The following is a 17795-nucleotide window of genomic DNA, read 5'->3' on the forward strand; positions in this document are numbered from 1 at the left end:
TTCCTTTATGCCTCTTCGATACAGATAGCGATGTCTTTTACTTCGTAAATACGTAAACCGTCTTTGCTGAGGTTTGCGTCACCGACAATGATACGTTTGCCGTTTTCATCTTTGACTGCACTGATGTGCACATCCAGCGACATTTGCTTATTCAGTGGGTTGATTTGGCCACGGTACTTCCATTTGATGTCAGACAAAATCTGACCAAATTTCGGGTTAGTGAAACCTTTACCTAGGTCTTTACTGATGGCGTAAGTTTGCATTAACTCGATAATTGCTTCAACGCCTAATGAACCTGGCATTACAGGATCTTGATGGAAGTGGAATTGGAAGAACCAATCACTTGGGTCAATGGTGCGTGAGGCGGACAAGTAACCTAAACCATTTTTACCACCTTTATCAACGATTTCAGCTTTGTCGATAAAGTTAAGTTGACCGCCAGCTAAACGATAATGTGGCTGGTTTGCTGGAGCATGGAATACACGGGACTGCTTATCAAGCAAATCGACGGTGATATCAGCCGCGACGTTATTTTCAACATGCCAAGGCTGAGTAATACGGCCATTATCAATACCTAGCTGGTTTTTAAGTGCATCACCTTTAAAGTAACCAAATACAGCGCTACCAGTATAGAAAGGCTCGCCATCTACACTTAAATCAAAGCTGAAACTTTGGATGATGTTACTGCCAGCAATAACGGTAGATAACAGCTTAGAATCATTAACAATGGTTTTGCCGCGTAAATCAACATCACGCAATAATTCACCACTACCATCAAGGTTACGGAAAAATAACTCTTGCCCTGGGAAGCCAAGGGTTGTGCCCATGTAACCAGAGATAAATCCGTTTGGTTGCAGTGATATTTCCATCAATACCGAGTAAGGCATCACTGAAGCATGGCTATTTTTAGCAAAATACCAAGCATCGGTTGGCACTTCATATTCAGCAATACACGATGACGGCTTTTTAAGTTCGCCACGCTTACCTTGAATATCAACAACACGAGTTGTTAGCTGTAAATCACCACAAGGTGTGCGCGGCGGGATAAAGCCACGGTAAATACTAAAGTCAGGGCCAAAACAGTTTTCAATGTCACCAGTTGCAAACTCAAACATATGGTACGCAGTGAACGGAAGTGTATCAGGAGTACGATTTGGATAATCAGGTAATACAGGCGCTTCAACATGTTGCAGCGGAATAACGCCTTTATTGGTTGGTGCGCTTAAGTCTGGCACTTGCGTCATTAACGGTGCATTTAATGATGCAGGCGTGTTGTGGCTGTTGTTTTTTGTCATTGCTTCTGAAGTATTAGCACCTGAAGTAATAGCACTTGCTTCAGTAGAGTCGGCAGTGTAACGAGTACATTCACTTTCTTCTTTAATCATCACACCAAGATTTTGGAAGTCTACAACTGCTTTACCATTAAGCAATATTTCAATATTGGCTTTGGCGTATGGGCGAGGGTGAGTACCAATTTCAGTGACTTCCATGCGGTAAGTCAGTTCACCATGTTGTGGCAATACTTGACCACGACAACGGACTTTTTGTGAAGCATTTTCAAGTGGCTGGAAACGACCGTTTTCAACTAAGGTGTGCATACCAATGTGCAGCATGAAGAACTGCAACAATTGACCACAACCTTCAGCCATTAATGAGCCAGCCATTACTTGGTCACCTTGGAAGTGACAAGGGAAGTACCAATGATCAGGTGCTAATTGTTTATGACCTTCAATAAAGCCTAAGCCCCAAGCGCCGCCATGGACATCTAAATTGCCCACTTGCTCAATCATCAAGAATTTTTCAGAGGCAAAACATAACGAGTCTTGCTTACCTGATGCTTGTTGATGGTTATGATGTTCGCCAGCAAAACAGCTGCCAATATCTGCATTTAATAAATGATGGATTTGGCCATAGTCAAACTGGGTCTGAGCACAATGTAATAGCGGCTCAAAACGCGGTTTGTTTGGCGTATTTAACGCAGCTTCACGAGTTTTAATTTCATCTTCGGTGTAAATAACCCCTTTACCATCATCTAATTCTTGGTCGGTAAAGAAGCCAGCGCAGCCGCCATCCATTTTTAATACCATCTTATCGCCGACGAAACATTCGTAAGAGAAGAAGAATAATAGTGTCTCGCCATTCTTAGCGAAGTTGTTGATTTTAATGTCGTAACGCAATGTGTCGCCGCCACGAGGTAAGTCGCCTAAGAAGGTCAGCGTACAATCAAGTAAACGGTAAACACGCTCACCTTTGTTTTCAAAATCAATGCCTAAATAACTGATCAGCATTAAATCACACTGGCCTGACTCAACGGCAACCGCCCAAGGAATTTGGCCATCGACTAAGTAAGGTGCATCTTCAGGGATGTCATACTCAGTGGTCATGCTACAAGGCTTATATTGGTTCATCGTTGCATCGAGTTTAGTGACACGAGATACCAATAAGTAATCGGTTGTAGGAAGGCGTACGCGGCGAGAGTAGTTATCGATCACGGCGTAATCTGGGCCAAATACTTTGGCAATATCACCTTCTGCATATTCTACTAAATCAGCGTAGTTCCAAATACATGGCTTATCCGCTGGGATAGGCGCTGTGTACGGCGGCACATTGGCATGATCTGGACGCAAGATTGGCGCAGATGCAACAGGCTGAGCTAACACGTTTGTCGCTTGAACTGGTGCAACAGCTTGTGAAAATGATTGTGCAACATAAGGCTGACCATTTGCTTGTGCTACCTGCTGTTTTAACTCTTGTTTTAAAAGGGCATCAGCGACTTTTAAGCCTTGCTCACGGCTCTTTAAAAATGCTAATTGCGCTTGATGTGCTAACCATTGATTTTGCTCAAAAGCGCTTAAATGTGCAGGTGGCACTTGGCTAATTGCTGAGACAGAGCTCGTCACTGAAGACGTTTGAGCTGACTGAGTTGCCTGAGCTGCTTGGGCAGTAGGCGTAGCCACTTTAGGTGTAGGGTTAAACTGGGTTGAACGATCAGAAAACGGCATAGAAGTCTCTGTAGTCATTGAATTATTGTTAGCGGACATAGGCGCTGAATTGGCATGAGCTGGCGCGATAAATTGGCCGCGGTCATGTAAGTTCATCACAGTTGTAGGTGCAACAGGGTTAAGCTTGGCAACTTTCGCTCGAATACTGTCAATGTTAGCCAGTGGCGCATCAACAATATGCTGGTAGATGTCACGACCACCTAAACTGACTTGCTTAACTAGGCTCAATTTCTTGGCCGTTTGCGCTTGTATATCAGTGTTAATACGAGTGCTCATCGCGCTTGCTTGTTCAGCGTTTTGGCTGATAAGAAGCTGCGAACACTGGTTTTCGCTCAAAGTAGCGATAATGGCCTTTTGGTTGGGCTTATTACTCAGTTTGCTATCCGAGTGAGCGTTCTGTACAGAAGCATTCAATCGAGTTTTCAATAAGCCATGCAATAAGCTAGCAATACCTGAAGCGGCAAAAGTATGTCCGATACAAGATTGCGCTTTGCTAGTCGCTGAGTGACTAAATACTTGAGACAACATTTGAGCACTATCGATACTGCGCAAATCAGGTGCTTGGTTTAGCTCTAATAAATCAATATCAGTTGCAGCCAATCCAACAGGAGTTAACACGTCATCGCTAATGGTTGAAAGCTGGTCTGTATGACCAAACGCCAAACTGTCGATGGTGCCATAACTATGGGTGCTTGCTGAATCTAGAGTATCTAACGCGCCTAAACCTTGATGTATTAGGTCGCAGTGCTCGCTATCAATAGCAGCTGCTTGCAACACTATTGCGCCAGCCCCTTCACCAATATTGAGTGCTTCAGTTGAGCCTGTTTTATCAATGCTTGCCGTTTTAAGCACGATATTTTCAATACTGCCAGATAAATCCACTGCGGCAATAATCACTGCATCTAAAGGCTCTTGACGAGACTCCATCGCCAGTAAGTTTTGCGCCACATCAATACAGCGGTTAACTGATTGCTCGCCTGCTGAAATGGTGAAGGCAGGGCCATTAAAATCCCATAATGATGAGATGCGCGACGCCATAATATTACCAATAAAGCTGGTGTATTGGTTAAGCTTGGCGGCATCTAACACACTGTCCATCGCAATGGTTTCAAGTGCTTGATATTCACTCTCTGACAAGCTTACGCCATGGGCATTTAGGCTTGCTGCAATTTGAGTATGCAGATTAACGCGGCCACGGAACTGATGTAATTCAAGCTCAGTCTCCATCGCAACCAGAACAGCCACTTTGCTACCAGACTCAAGCTTGGCGTCATGAATCGCTTCATCAGCAACTTTCATTAATAACAATTGCTGTGAGATTAAACGATCATCTTCATTAGGTGGCACTTTGAAGCGTAAGAAGTCGAAATCAAATTGATCAATATAAGCACCTGTTGGCGCTGTTTGACTCAGTCCAAATTTTTGTAATAACTCTGGGTGCTTATCTAAGCCTTTCCAACGTTTAGCTGGTAAAGTCGTAAATGCACTTTGATTGTTATTTACCGCATCGGAAAACGCATTAACCGTCGACAATGAACCAAAGTGCGATGCCATACCGGTAATGTGCATCGGCATTTGCGCATTGATGGTTGTTGCAGGCGTTACACTTGCATTGTTGGGCGTGCTGAGCGCTGCATCAGGACTCTTCGCAAAGTATGACTCCACCAATAAATGGGCATTACAACCACCAAAACCAAATACTGACACACCAGCATGACGAGCAGTATTGCCAGCTTTATCAGGCCAAGGGAGAACATCATTAGGCAAGGTTGCAGGGCCAAACATTTCTGATGGTGATGCAATCGGTGCGCTGATATTAATACTTGGCGGTAGAACACCTTGGCGCATCGCAAAAATCATTTTCATGATCCCTGGCATACCAGCAGCAGTGAGCAAATGACCTAAGTTGGATTTAGCTGAACCAATTAACGGCGTGTTACTGCCTTTGAGTTTGTTGCTAAAAAAGCGCTCCATTGAAGTCAGCTCTACTTTATCTCCCAAAGGAGTGCCAGTGGCGTGACATTCAAGCACTTCTATGTTGTCTGGGCCAAAGTTTTCATCATGCATAGCAGCATCAGCATAAGCACGTTCAAATGCTTTAACTTGGCCGTCACTGTTTGGGCTCAGTACAAATTGGCCTTTACCGTCATTCGATAAACCGATACCGCTAACGAGTGCATAAATATGGTCGCCATCGCGCTCAGCATCTTCAAGGCGTTTAAGGACTAAAACACCAGCACCTTCTCCTGCAAATAGCCCTTTTGAATTGCTATCAAAAGGCGCTGAAATACCGTGGTCAGGGTAGGCGTGGAAAATGGAGAAACCCATGTTAATAAAGAATGGATCAGCGCCAGAGACAGCGCCAGCAAGCATCATGTCAGCTTTGCCAGTATGTAAGTAATCACAGGCAAGCTTTAATGAATAAACTGAGCTTGCACAAGCTGCATCAAGGCTTAATTGCGCCGCACCTAGGCCTAGCGCATCAGCTACTAGTTTAGATGCGTTATGAGCAATGGCGCCATTAGACAAAGAAGCTGACGTTGTTTGTTGACTATATCCTTCACTATCAAATGGCTGCAATGTGAAACTTGGTTGTTGCAGTTTATCTTGCAACGCTTTTTCTACTGCGCTGTGATAAATCGGTACAAACAGTTCATTGGATTTAGCCGTTGGAAACGATAGTGTTCCCATGACAATACCGGTGCGGTTTAATGCGCCATTGTTTTGTGGGTTTGTAATATCAACACCAGCATCATTCAATGCTTTACGCGCTGTATCGGTTGCCCATAAAAAACTGTCATCAAGGCCGCTAAATTGCTCGGCAGGAATACGGTAGCCATTTGCATCAAAACTGAAGTTTTGAATGTAGCCGCCTTTATCACAATAAAAACGGTCTGACTCACCTTGCACACCTTGATAGTCAGCTGGGTTTGCATTGAGCTTTTGGCTGCTAATCGTGCTGCGAGAATCTTTTTTGTCTAATAAGTTTTGCCAGAATTTAGCGGGCGTATCCGCATCGGGATATTGAGTCGCTAAACCTACAATGGCAATCTTTGGGACTGTTGTATTTAGATTAGTTGATTGAGAACTCAAGATTGTTCTCCTTCTAATTGAGGGGCCAACATATTGTCTGTGTGGTGACTACTTCGTTTTTCTGCCGCCAATGTTGTCGTCAGTAAACTCGACAAGGTCTCAGTAAGATAATCGAGCGAAATTGGGGTTTTATGAGTAATCAGTTGAGCAATACATTTAAGTAGCGCAGTTTGGTCATCGCCTTTTGCATTCACTGAAATGGCTTGGCATGTTTGCGCCATTTCAGAGGTGCGAGAGATTTTGTCAATCAGTGTTGTCGTTTGTCTGTCAGCGCCGATTTCGACAAAAAGCGAGGCGCCCAGTTGACGTGCATTATTGACTAATTGGGTAAAATCTAACGGCTGACAAAAGGTATCGGCAATGGATGCTGCTATCGATTCACTGGTTAAATTAATCGGCGATTGGCTAGCTGCGCTAATAAATTTAATTTGGCTTGCGAAAGATGTAATAACATCTTGATCATGCAAAGGCTGCTGATAAAAGGCTTGTACGTTGTCTCGAATAAGCATCGCAGGTTTGGTGTGCATTGCGGTTACTCGATTCGCTGCTATGCCACGTTTTCCGATTTGTTTTAGCAATGCTTTACAGCTTTCCTCACAGCCTGCAAGCACACAAGTATCACCTTGGATGATAGCAAGGTAAGCACGTGGGAAATCAGCTAATACTTTTTCGATATCAGCAGGCGCTGCACGAACCACAAAGCTATTCCATACAATGTCTTCGCCATGTTCTAGCTGCCATGCTTGACGAACGCAGTCTAAGCGGCCCGAAATATCAGTGGTGAAAATGCTGTTGGTTTGCGTTGCTTCAATCATATTGTGGGGTGTTTTCCACACATCAAGACTGGCCCACATTGATGCTTCGCCCATTGAGTAACCCATGGCAAAGTTAGGTTTAATGCCGAAATGCTCAGTGAGCACTTTGGTTAGAATGTAACTTGCGCCTACACCTGCAATAGCCAGTTCACCTAAGCTCATGTCAGCGGTTTTAGCATTTTCAGCATAAATACTATCAGCTTGCAGCATGGCTTTGACATCACCATCGCGCTCTAGCTGGGCAAATAATGCTGGAAAGTAGCGCGGCAGTTGAGCAAACATTTGCGGGTATACCGTGCCCACGCCAGGGTAAACAAAACACAGGCCATTATTGCCAAGTACTTTATCTGAAGTGAGATGAAAGCAGCTTCCTGACGGGGTTTTGTGTTCAATGCTTAAGTTGCTTTTAGCTTGAACTTCATTTGCCGCAGTGGCTTCAGCTTTACCAATCGTGCTAAGCATGACATTGATTTCACTTACTGCATTAGTCACTGAATTTGCCATAACAACTGCCGATAAAGGCTGGGTCTGATCAAATTGCTTTAGCTGGCTAAGCATGAAGGAGATAGCTGTGCTGCCACTCTTGTCATTTTGTTCAGGCAGCGCTGCCAATTGAGTGCTTAATTCTTGCAGCTGCTGTTTCATCGACCATAGGTCATTGGCTGATACAGGCAAAAATAGTCGATTGTCATCTACCAAAGAACTTGCTTGAGCAAGCTCAGTGCCTTGAACAAAGACGGCACTGTGTTGCTTGTTGCCTTCACTAAAATTAAAGCTGGCAACGCGATTTTGGTGCATTTCAGTAAACCAGTATTGAGCATCAGCTGACTGATTGTCTGAAACTGCATTTGGCACACTGCGAGTGGCAATGCTGCCTATCATCATAACCAACTGGGCAAATTTATCTTTATAACAAGTTAATTGAGTCGCATCGACATGAGTAGGCTGAATATGTGCACGCTTGGCTTGAACTAAAGCCGCATTTATTGCACTTTGCATATCATCAGCTTCACCCAAACCGGTTAAGTAGGCATGAGGGTGACAGCGATGTTTAGCTGCTACAATCGCAGGCATCATTAATAAACGATACGGTAATTCAGGGTGACTGAGTAATACCGTATGTTGCTGATCAATATGGGTGATGGCTTGAGCGAAATAGTCATTAAAGCTATGTGCTGTATTAACAGCACTTTTGCTAACAGCACTTTCGCTAACAACATGCTCACTCAAGCTCGCATCTAGGCTTGAAACATCAATTTCAAGATCAATTGCTGAAGCGCCAATGGCCTCAGCTAATGAACAAGGCTTAATCGCTGCAAAGCTATTGGCACTAAAATCATTGCCTGAAGATGTTGCGAATGAGACTTGCTCATTCGCAACCAGCTTTAAGGCTATTCGCATGCTTTTAATGGCAGACGTTGAAGGAGGCAGTAGATTACTCACACAGACTCCTGCAAATCAGCTAATGCTTTGGCTGGGGCTAAAAATGCCTCATTCAAGCTTTTGCTGATGGTCGTTTTTGCGCTTAGCATAGTGCAGCTTAAGCGGCCATCTTGGTGATAAAGTGTAATATCAGCCGTTAACGAGCGGCTAGTACTTTTAAGCACATTCAACACTAAGTAACCTTTATCACCTGAAGTGAACGGCGCATAAGTGGTTAATTCACCAATGGTTGACGGTAAGCTCGCTGCATCGTGTTTGATACGCGCCCACACTAACATGGCTTGTAAAAGTAAATCTTCAGCAAAAGCCTGACTACCACCTAAACCTGTTTGCGGGGTAAAGCTTGCACAATCTTTGGCATCAATTTGAGGTAATTCAACTGAACAAACCAATTGCTCATCGTTGGCAATTAACAGCTGCTTCATTCCTTGAAGGCGAGGGCCATGGAATAAGCTGCCATTGCTATATAGCTCGCTATCAGTGCTAATGACTTTACCTGAGCTTGCTAATTGCTGCGCATTTTTTGCTGCAGTTGGTAGCGTGGTTGAAACCGCTTCTTTAGCAACCTTCTCGTTAACAATCTTCTCGTTAACAATCAGGTTTGCTTGATACTGAGGTCTAAGCAAGCTATCAACGGCATCATTTTGCATTCGACTCGCAATCAGTGCTTTTAAGCCTGATTCTGTTTGCGTCAATGTCAGCGTTAATACTTGTGGCTCTTTAGTCTCGAAAATAATGCCTTTCAGCAATTTATAATCTTGAACCGTAACAGGTAGGCCACACAGTTTTTGCGCAGTTTCACGCATCCATTGTATAGCGCACACTGTCGGCAGTACTGGATTACCCGCGATGCAATGATCTTCAAGGAAGGGCATTGCAACAGGGTTTAGTACTCGTTCAACAGTAACCGCGTTGTTAACAACACGGTTATCTGGAGCAGTAAAAGAAAGAATCAGCGAACCCTCGGCATTAAGCGAAGAGTCCGCATTAAGCTTTTTTACAGCAGCGCCTGTTTTAGCTGCTGAACTTGAGCCCTGCATACTTGAACCGATTAATAGCTGTACGCCAGATTCAGACAATAGGCTGTGAGCAAACAAGTTTGCGCCTTTATCAAGTGGAATAACGTATACGCCGCGCTCAACAAACATTTTCTTTAACGCTGAACTGACCATACCGCCGTCCCAAGGTCCCCAGTTAAAGCTCATCACTTTTGCTTGCGGGTAGTTAGCTGCAAGTTGTAGTGCTGTCTTGTTTAGGATCTCATTCGACATTGAGTAATCACTTTGACCAGTGTTGCCATAGAAACCCGCTGCTGATGAGAACATAGCAACTAGCTTCAATTTACTTGCGTCAATCGCATTAATGATGCCGGCAAAGCCCGAGACTTTAGTGCCATATACACGGCCTAACTCAGCTAATGTTTTGTCTTGAATGTGTTTATCGGCGAGTACACCCGCACCATGAATGATGCCTGTAATCGGTTTAAGGCCAGCAAGTGATTGCTTGATGGCTGCGTCTGAGCTGACATCCATGCTGATGTATTCAGCACTTGCACCGACAGCTTTAAATGCTGCTAATGAGCGATCAATTTCTAAACTGCTGGTAATCGGCCAAACTAAGGCATCAATTTGCTTTGGTGTTGGCTTATTACCTTGAGATTGAATAAATCCAATTGCAGCAGCTTTCAACTGACTTGTGTTTACTTCACTAACGTTAGGCGCAGCCGCTATGACACTCTTAGCCCAAGTCGGTAAATTACCGGCTAAATGCTCACTGCGACCCGCTAGGATAAAGTGCGACTGGGTTTGCTTAGCAAGAGTTAAGGCACATTCAAATGTGACGCCTTTGGCTCCGCCAGTCACCAGCACTGTATCTTCATTGTTTAATGAGGTGGTTTGGTAACGGGTTTGAGCAGTTGTCGTAGCAGATAAAGTATGACGACCTTGGTCGCTAATACCCACTTCAGCAGTTGCAGTATCAAGATCAAATAACTCTTCAATAACGGCTTGTGCTAACTCAACTGCCTCAAAGCTTGGGGTAATATCCAATGCTCTACAGAACACAGTTGGCCACTCATGACCTAATGTTTTAGATAAACCAGATAATGCAGCTTGGTTTAGCTCAGCCTTTGCAAGTTCGTTACTGTTTAAGTAACCAAAGCCACCATCGATACGGCTAACAGTCATAAAGCTAACACGCTCAGTTTTTGCTAGTTCAGCAAATGGTTTCTGTAGGTGTTTAGCCATCAAGAAAGCTTGCTCTACTGCTACAAAACCTGCATCACTTAATGGCAAAGGACCTTGTGCTGTTAGTTGAGGTTGCAGGTGAACAAAGCCGGCGATCTTATGTTGCTTGCTAATTTGAGCAATGACATCGCTAATCGCGTCGTCATTGACCGCAGATAAAGTGAAGCTGGCAATATCACTGCTAAGCGGTGATTGCGCAGATGTCACAGACTCTGGGCTACGAATAACGGCGACGGTTAGGCCTGTTGCTACTAATTTTTCAGCTAAAACACCTGCGTTATGGCCGTCATCATTGATAACGATACATGCGTCTTTTGAAAAACCGTCAACTAACTTATCCGCCGCTGGTAGCTTTTTTAGAGCAACTTCCTGATGAGGAGGTAAGTCTGTTGCTAACTCTGCTGTGGCTGTTGCAGGTGAAGTGTCAGTTGAGCTTAGCGTTGGCTGAGAGCCTTCAGCTGCACTTGTTGAAAGTTTGCTGTTCATAGCGCCTGCGGCTGGGAGTTTACTACCCATATAAGAAACGATTTCGCCTAGGGTGCGACACTCTGCTAAATCTTCAGGGTTTAATTCAGGTAAGCCCGGAAGTTCGTCTTGAACCGTCCCTAAAATTTCAACACGTTTGATTGAATCGATGCCTAAATCTGCTTCCATATCCATGCTTAGCTCAAGCATTTCAGTTGGGTAACCGGTTTTTTCTGCAACCACAGTCATCATAGTGCTTTGCACTTGCTCAGCACTTAAACCAGAAGCTTGAGTAGCGCCTGCGGCTGCTTGTGTTTGAGTCCCTGCGGCAGTTGTCGCACTAACAGCAGGAAGCTTGCTGTTCATGTAGCTCACGATTTCACCTAGCGTACGACACTCAGCTAAATCTTCAGGGTTAAGCTCTGGTAGCGTTGGGAGTTCATCTTGAACTGTACCTAGAATCTCAACACGTTTGATTGAATCGATGCCTAAATCAGCTTCCATATCCATGCTTAGCTCAAGCATTTCAGTTGGGTAACCGGTTTTTTCAGCAACCACATTCATCATAGTGCTTTGAACTTCTTGTGCGCTCAAGGCTTTCTCAGCACTTAAACCAGAAGCTTGAGCAACTGGAGCTACAACGGCTGTGCTGTTCATAGCGCCTGCGGCGGGTAGTTTAGAGCCTTCAGCTGGTAACTTAGAGTTCATATAAGATACGATTTCGCCAAGGGTACGACATTCAGCTAAATCTTCAGGACTTAGCTCTGGCAGTGTTGGTAATTCGTCTTGAACTGTACCTAGAATTTCAACTCGCTTGATTGAATCGATGCCTAAATCGGCTTCCATATCCATGCTTAATTCAAGCATTTCAGTTGGGTAACCAGTTTTTTCAGCAACTACAGTCATCATAGTGCTTTGTACTTCTTGCGCGCTCAAGGCTGTTTCAGCACTTAAACCTGATGCTTGAGCAACTGGAGCTACAGCCTGTGTATTAGCGCCTGCGGCTGAACTTGCAGGAAGCTTAGAGTTCATGTAGTCAACGATTTCACCAAGAGTACGACACTCAGCTAAATCTTCAGGGCTAAGCTCAGGCAGTGTTGGCAGTTCGTCTTGAACAGTACCTAATATTTCAACACGTTTGATTGAGTCGATACCAAGGTCTGCTTCCATATCCATGCTTAATTCAAGCATTTCAGTTGGGTAACCAGTCTTTTCAGCAACTACTGTCATCATTGTGCTTTGAACTTCTTGCGCGCTCAGGGCTGTCTCAGCACTTAAACCAGAAGCTTGAGTAACTGGAGCTGCTGCGGCTGTGTGAGTCACATTTGCAGTATTGCTGTTCATAGCGCCTGCGGCGGGTAGTTTACTACCCATATAAGATACGATTTCACCAAGGGTACGACACTCAGCTAAATCTTCAGGACTTAGTTCAGGCAGTGTTGGCAGTTCGTCTTGAACAGTACCTAATATTTCAACACGTTTGATTGAGTCGATACCAAGGTCTGCTTCCATATCCATGCTTAATTCAAGCATTTCAGTTGGGTAACCTGTCTTTTCAGCAACGACTTCTAGCATAGTATTCAGAACTGTCTCTGCGCTAAGACCAGATGCAGGAGCTGCAGACTGAACTGGTGATGCAACTGAGGCAGAACCTGCTGCGGCACTTGTAGGAAGTTTATTGTTCATAGCGCCTGCGGCGGGGAGTTTACTTCCCATATAAGATACGATTTCGCCCAGGGTACGACACTCAGCTAAATCTTCAGGGCTTAGCTCTGGCAATGTTGGTAGTTCGTCTTGAACCGTACCTAGAATTTCAACACGTTTGATGGAGTCGATACCAAGATCAGCTTCCATATCCATGCTTAATTCAAGCATTTCAGTTGGGTAACCTGTTTTTTCTGCAACCACTTCTAACATAGTATTCAGAACTGTTTCTGCGCTTAAGCCTGTAGGTGCTGCAACTGCTGGCGCAACGACAGGAGCGGCAACTGGGGCAGGTGCTTTTACTGGTTCAATACGTGGCGCTGGAGCGGCCATAGCGGCTGGTTTGGCAGCAGTTTGAGTAATTGACGCTTGAACAGCTGGAGCTTGTGCCGTCGGAGCTTGCACAGGAGCCGTTACTTTCACCGCTTCAACTACTGGCGCAGCAATCACTGGAGTCGTAACGACAGGTTTGGCGGCTACAGGGGGATTAACAACTGGTGCTTGACCTGTCAGCATGCTTAATGCGTTTTGGCTTGATTGTGCTTGCTGCTCAAGGAACAAAGTATGACTTTGTAGTGTTTGAGCTTGATGTTGGTGGAATAGCTCCATTGAGCGTTGTAGGCTCTCAGGAATAGCATGTCCTGCAGCGGCCATTTTACTTTGCTCGGCCATTAAGTGTGTAAAGGTATCACCATATTGCTGCGGAATAGCTAAGAATTGCTGATGCAAATCAGCGGCTTGCTGTTGTGCATTAAAGAACGCTTCTAAGCTGCCAGCAACAGGCGTTGCCTGAACTTGCATTTGAGGTGCTATTACTTGAGAAGCTTGAGTCACTGGTGCAGCGGCGTTAGGTACTGTTGCTGCGCCAGATGTGGCAACTTCAACATATTCAGTTTTAATCACTTCTTTTTCCACGATTTTCTCTACTACTTTTTCAACTGGCATTTCGATAACTTTCTCTACAATCGTTTCAACGATTTGCGAAGTGACTTGGCCTGTTGCTAATGATTTTTCCATCTTGGCACGAGTTGGTGCGCTGATGTGGTTTGACGCAGTTAACTTGACGTTCATACCTTTTGGTACAGCAGGGGCTGCGATTTCAGCTTGGTAAGGGTCAACTTCAGTAAGCGGAGCGCCTAATACGCTAAGTTGCATAGCAGCGACACGTAATTGCACATCGCTATTGCCTTTAGGATTAGGGTTAATGCTAATCACAGATACAGCTTCAGCTTTATTACCTAGCGTTGCTTCAACCAGTTTTTGTAAAATATTCTTAGGTCCGAACTCAACAAATACACGGGCACCAGCATCATACATATTGTTTAATTGGTCAGTGAAACGCACTGATTGCAACATGTGTTGTTTGAACGCCGCTTTAATTGATTTAGCATCAGCAGGATGCTTTTCACCTGTCGCATTAGAGAATAAATCAACTTTGCTAGCGGTAAATTTGGCTTTATCGATGGCTTTAGCGAATGGCTTTTGCGCATGTCCCACAAGTGGAGTGTGGAAAGCTCCAGATACTGGTAATGCAATGGCTTTAAAGCCTAAAGCGCTAATGGCTTTGGCTGCAGCTGCACAAGAGTCAGTTGGGCCAGCAATTACTAATTGAGTCGCAGAGTTGTAGTTAGCGACTTTTACACCATCAAATTCACTGATGCAGGTTTCTAACTTAGCGATGTTATCGCTATTAGCTGCATCAGCTTCATTGGCTGGCAAGATAATGGCATACATAGTGCCTTTATCTAGCTCATTGCCATCTTTATCAACTGCTGATGAAGCCATAGCTGCACCACGAGCAAATGATAACTGGTAGTAATCGTCATTAGCGATAACGCCAGCAGCACATAAAGCCGACAGTTCACCAAAGCTGTGACCTGCAAACATATCCGCGCTGAAACCAGACTGAGTAAACAATTGGTATTGGCTCATGCTCATTACACCAATGGCGCTTTGCGCGTTATCAGTGCTGGTGAGTAAAGCAGCTTGTGCATCTTTATCTGCTTTTTCAAAGGCTGGAATTGGGAACATCACCTGAGACAGCGGGGTTTTATCAAAGCTTGCGAATACTTTATCGGCCTTGATTAATTGCTGACGCATTTCAGGGAAGTGACAAGCGACTTCAATCCCCATGTTGACGTACTGAGAACCTTGACCTGCAAACAATGCTGCAACTTTCGGTGTGTTAGCCGCTTTTTTACCTTTAGTCGCCTTTTGGTTTGCATTGATCGTGATGAGTGCTGAAGAGCGGTAGCTAGTACCTGATGGCAGTTGCCATGCATCAGTGTCATTACTTAACTGCTTTAACGCTAAACCAAGCTGAGTGGTTAATTCATTAAGGCTTGATACCACTAGACCCAAACGGGCTGCAGAAGTATCTAAGGTGCGAACAGCATATAGTTTAGCAATGCGAGCAAGTTCAGCTTGTTCAATGCTACTGTTATCTGTGCCTTTAAGCGCGCTGGTGTCTGCAGTTAGCTTATTCACTTCTGCAATCAAGGCTGCTTTGTTATCTGCACTAACTAATAAGCTTTGAGCCACTTGGCGTTGACGGTATTTCTCATCACGGCTGTGCTCAGGGGTGTATTCTTCTAATACTAAGTGGAAGTTAGTTCCACCAAAACCAAATGAACTAATACCTGCTCGACGCGGCGTACCATCAGGACGAGGCATCCATGGGCGTGTTTCGGTATTAACGAAAAATGGTGAATCTTCAACATTAAGCTTAGGGTTTGGCTTAGAGACGTTAATGGTTGGCGGCAGCACTTTGTGGTGCAGTGCAAGGGCTGCTTTAATCACGCCAGCAGTACCCGCAGTTGATTTAGTGTGACCCACTTGTGATTTCACTGAACCCAAAGCGATGTGTTGCTTAGTTGGATCGTTTTCACCAAATACAGATTTAAGGCCGTTAAATTCGGCAACATCACCTGCAGCAGTACCTGTGCCGTGAGCTTCGATTAGCCCAACTGTTTCAGGGGCAAAACCTGCATCATCATAAGCACGCTTTAATGCTTTAGCTTGACCTTCTGGGCGTGGAGCATAAATACTTTTGAACTTACCATCTGATGAAGCGCCAACACCTTTAATGACTGAGTATATACGGTCGCCGTCACGTTCAGCATCTTCAAGGCGCTTAAGGGCTACCATGCCGATACCTTCACCAATCATCATGCCTTTTGAGTCAATATCAAATGGCTGAATGGTTTCATTGGTGGTGAAGGCAGGGGTTTTTGAAAAACTCATATACATCGATGGTGAGTTATCGGTACACACACCACCTGTGATCATCATTTCACTGCGGCCTTCAACTAGCTCAGTTAACGCCATACGCATTGCAGCAAGAGAGCCCGCACATGCAGCATCTACTACACAGTTCATGCCGCCCAAATCGAAGCGGTTAGCAATACGACCAGCAATAACATTACCTAGTGAGCCTGGGAATGAATTTTCTTCCCAGTGAATGTATTGGTCTTGGAACTTTTTGATCAGCATATCGCTGTCAGCATCACTTAGACCACTGCTCTTAAATACTTTCTTAAGTACTGGGTATTGTAGGCGTGCGGTTAAGCTTGCATTGATCTTTTGACCGCCACCCACACCCAGCGTAATACCAATTTTATCGGTATCGTACTCAGAGGTAACGCCCGCATCTGCAAGCACTTCTTTGGCAATCACTAATGATAGCAATTGCGAAGTATCAGTTAGTTCTAAAATATTTGGTGGCAGGCCGAATTCCATTGGGTTGAAATCAACTTCTGGGATAAATCCACCACGTTTACAGTAGCTTTTATCTGGGGTGCTTTTATCGGCATCAAAGTAATCTTCAGCGCGCCAATGAGTATCAGGCACTTCTGTGATGGCATCAATTTTTTCGCTGATTAAGTCCCAAAACTTATTCAGGTAACGAGAATTAGCAAAGATACTTGCCATGCCGACGATGGCAATAGGCATGTCTTTAAGACGTTTGTTCAGTCTTGTATCTTGCGACTCGTTGTTATCTTGAGATGAGGTCTCAGGATTTGTAGGGGCTTGGCTCATTTTGAGTCTCCAGTGTTCAGCTGATCCTTAGCTGATTTATTTTTTTGGTTCGCCGCTTCCACAGAGTGCAACACTGTTGCACCAGGAAAACGGGCTAAAAAAGTATGGTAATTTTTGACGAGTAATTTACGTAAATGGAACGGTCCGTGCTTTAACACATAAGCGATATAGCGATTGGTTGCTTGTGTGTGGTTGTCTTGATAAATGTCGAGATACACCCAGTCGGTTGCAAAGTCGACACCGAGTAAAATGGAATAGCTGTCTGCTTGAGTCAGTTGAGGTGGAATCGTTAGGGATACCACTTGCACCACATTGTCTGGTGTTGCTTCAGGCAATGACAGGGTTTTAGCAAGAGTTTCAGGGTTCAGTGTATAAGTCGCTACATCTGTACCCTGAACAATCGGTAATTGGTTGAAATAGCGTTCTGGCACATACGGGCTTTCGAACTCATCGAGTTTCGATACACCGTAGCGTTTTAAGCAGCGGGCAAGTCCTGAACGAGAAACGTCTTTATTGATGAACTGTTGGGTGACTTTTAGCAATCTGTCTAACGGCATTTTCAGCTGATAACGCAAGCCAACAACCACATACTCTTCCATAGGTGAAAGGGTGGTTTTTAAGTGATGTGGCGTATTGGGTGTATCGCTGATGGAGTCACGTTTGCGCCATTTTCTTACCGTGGCTTCTGATATGTTAAGAATTTTAGCCAACTGGCTGACACTAAAGTCGGAAGTTTGGATAAATTGACGCATTTCGGGGGTCGTTGTCGCATTACGATGGCGCACAGGTGTGCTCGCAACATCACAATCGGAAGAGGTTTTTTTTACCACTGTTTTAGTGGTGGATTTAGCTTGTCGGTTTGCAGTCATTTAAGGACGGCCATAGCAGAATGAACACTCCGTACAATCTATTGGGACTCTCTAAAAAATACTGAAGATTAACGTTTGTTCATCTTCATTATTAGCGTTTTATCACAATCGAGCATGCAG

General features: G+C 44.5%; 4 protein-coding genes. All 4 read right to left on the reverse strand.

Annotated features, from left to right (window positions below; genetic code table 11):
- Nucleotides 1-5: 5 nt before the first annotated feature.
- The 4 genes from L2735_RS09665 to L2735_RS09680 are packed head-to-tail and all read right to left on the reverse strand — an operon-like array spanning nucleotide 6 to nucleotide 17675.
- On the reverse strand, nucleotides 6-6095 hold the full coding sequence (locus L2735_RS09665) for a hotdog fold thioesterase (RefSeq protein WP_248984502.1): 6090 nt from the start codon (nucleotides 6093-6095) through the stop codon (nucleotides 6-8).
- A complete protein-coding gene (locus tag L2735_RS09670; RefSeq protein WP_248984503.1) occupies nucleotides 6092-8353 on the reverse strand; it encodes a PfaB family protein in 2262 nt (753 codons plus the stop codon). Before L2735_RS09670 ends, L2735_RS09665 begins: the two co-directional genes overlap by 4 nt.
- The gene (locus tag L2735_RS09675) at nucleotides 8350-16806 is read right to left on the reverse strand and encodes a type I polyketide synthase (protein ID WP_248984504.1); all 8457 of its coding nucleotides are present in this window, start codon (nucleotides 16804-16806) and stop codon (nucleotides 8350-8352) included. The genes L2735_RS09670 and L2735_RS09675 overlap by 4 nt, the downstream gene beginning before the upstream one ends.
- Complete coding sequence (locus tag L2735_RS09680; RefSeq protein ID WP_248984505.1) at nucleotides 16803-17675, reverse strand: transcriptional regulator; 873 nt, start codon at nucleotides 17673-17675, stop codon at nucleotides 16803-16805. Before L2735_RS09680 ends, L2735_RS09675 begins: the two co-directional genes overlap by 4 nt.
- Between the last annotated feature and the right edge of the window lie 120 nt (nucleotides 17676-17795).

It is taken from the genome of Shewanella olleyana (assembly GCF_023283825.1).
Taxonomy (GTDB): domain Bacteria; phylum Pseudomonadota; class Gammaproteobacteria; order Enterobacterales; family Shewanellaceae; genus Shewanella; species Shewanella olleyana.